This window comes from Desulfovibrio sp. 1188_IL3213 (assembly GCF_036763145.1).
In the GTDB taxonomy this organism is placed as follows: domain Bacteria; phylum Desulfobacterota; class Desulfovibrionia; order Desulfovibrionales; family Desulfovibrionaceae; genus Desulfovibrio.
Genome location: NZ_JBAIYR010000356.1, coordinates 1 through 2,380 on the forward strand (window position 1 = coordinate 1; position 2,380 = coordinate 2,380).

At 58.7% G+C, this 2,380-nt stretch carries 1 protein-coding gene; it reads left to right on the forward strand.

The window, feature by feature from the left end; translation table 11 throughout:
- Positions 1-2,258, forward strand: a 2,258-nt coding sequence (gene bamA / locus V6C16_RS11365; protein WP_333543254.1) for an outer membrane protein assembly factor BamA, incomplete at its 5' end; no start/stop codon positions are given.
- Positions 2,259-2,380: the final 122 nt, after the last annotated feature.

A 2,380-nucleotide genomic window follows, 5' to 3' on the forward strand; every position in this document is an offset into this window, starting at 1 on the left:
CCCAGGCCAGTAACAGCGGCACCGGCCTTGTGCCGATGGGTACGCCCACCGCCGCCAAGGGCGGCCTGGCCGATGTGCAGGTTCGCGGCATGAGCGTTATGGACCCGGATACCGTGCTCATGCGCCTGACCCTCCGTAAAGGTGACACCCCCGATGCCCACGCCATCAACGAAGAAGTGAAGCGCATCTGGGAAATGGGATATTTCAGCGACGTACAGGCCAGCCTTGAAGGCAATGTGCTGGTCTTCACCGTGGTGGAAAAGCCCCGCATCGACAACATCATTGTCGAAGGGTCCAAGGGCGTTGACAAGGAAGACGTCGTTGCCGCCATGGGTACAAGAACCGGCAACGTGCTCAACGAGCAGGTGCTTTCCGACGACCTGCAAAAAATTACCGAACTGTACCGCAAAGAAGGCTATTACCTTGCCAAGGTCAATTACCGCCTTGAAGACCGCCAGAGCGGGCGCGGCGCAGTGCTGGTCATCAATGTGGACGAGGGCAACAAACTCTACGTCAAAGAAGTGAACATCGAGGGTCTCAACAAGCTCAACCGGGGCGACCTTGACAAATACCTTGCCCTCAAGCCGCGCGGCATCTTCTCGTGGCTGACCGGATCGGGCGTGCTCAAAGAGGAATACCTTGAGCGCGACACCAACGCCATTGCCGCCTATGGCCTCAATGAAGGCTATATCGACATCCAGGTGGGCGCGCCCCAGGTAGACTACAAGGACGACGGCATCTACGTCACCTTTGTGGTCAACGAAGGTCCCCGCTATACCGTGCGCAACGTGGTCTTTGCCGGAGACGTCATCGACAGCGAAGAAAAAATGCTTGAAGTTATCCAGATGGACGACTGGCAGAAGTCCAATGACTACTTCTCCCTGACGGTCATGCAGGAAGACTCCAAGCGCCTCACGGACCACTACGCCGACTACGGCTACGCCTTTGCCGAGGTGGACACCAAACTCATCAAGGCTGAAGACGGCAGCGACCAGGTGGACGTAGGCTATCTGGTCAACAAAAAGCAGAAGGTCTTCATCCGCCGCCTGGTGGTTGAAGGCAATACCAAAACGCGCGACAACGTCATCCTGCGCGAAATGCGCCTGGGCGACGGCGACATGTACGAAGGGGCCAAGCTGCGCCGCTCCAACGAGCGCCTGAACCGTCTGCGGTACTTCTCTGCCGTGGATATGGAGCTTATCCCCACCGGACAGGAAGACGAGGTAGACCTCAAGGTAAAGGTCAAGGAAACCAATACCGGCGCCATCATGGGCGGTATCGGCTACTCCAGCTACTATGACGTGGGCGTCACGGCCTCCATCATGGAGCGCAACCTCTTCGGCCGCGGCTACTGGCTGCAGCTTCAGGGCTTCTTCTCCTGGCGGCGCACGTCGGGTACCCTGTCCTTCACCAACCCGCGCGTGTACGATACCGACCTCTCGTTCGGCAACGACATCTATTACACCCACGACTACTGGGACAACTTCACCAAGGATACCATAGGCGACACGGTGCGCTTCGGCTATCCCATCGGCGAGTACACGTCCGTGGGCGTGGGCTACCGCCTTGAGCGCTACCACCTGTACGACGTGGCCGACAACAGCTCGCCCTACATCAAGGACTATAAGGGCATCAACTGGACCAGCGCCGTCTCGGGCCGTATCCTGCGCGACACCACCGACAGCAAGGAACGCCCCACCAAGGGAACCATCGCCCGCCTGTGGGCGGAATACGGCGGCGGCGGCCTTGGCGGCACAGACAACTTCATCAAGAGCGTGGCCGACTGGCAGGGCTTCTGGTCTTTCAACCCGCAAAACACTGTCCACCTGCGCGGTCGCGTGGGCGGCGTGTTCCAGAACACCAGCGACAGGGTCCCCGTGTTTGAACGCTTCTGGGTCGGCGGCATGGACACCATCCGCGGCTACAGCTACTCTGACCTTTCGCCCCGCGACTACAAGCACGGCAACGAGCAGATCGGCGGCGACCGCATGGCTGTCGGCAACCTGGAATATATCTGGACCTTCCAGAAAGACCTGGGACTTGCCCTGGTTCCCTTTGTGGATACCGGCTTTAACATCGATTCCAAGACAATGGGCGATGAATGGGACAGATACATTGTGGCCTCCACCGGCCTGGAACTGCGCTGGCGTTCTCCCATGGGCGACCTGCGCATAGCCTACGGCGTCCCCCTGGTGCAGGATTACGACAAGGAAATGCCTCCGGGCAGGATCGAATTCAGCATGGGCCAGTTCTTCTAGAGCAGATTAACTTTGAGAATATACATTCTCAAAGTTTAAGGCACGCTCACTTCGGCGTTTAACCGCGCAGATAAACTGCGCTTACGCCTCCGTAGCGAACGTCTGCTCACGCAGCCGCCAGA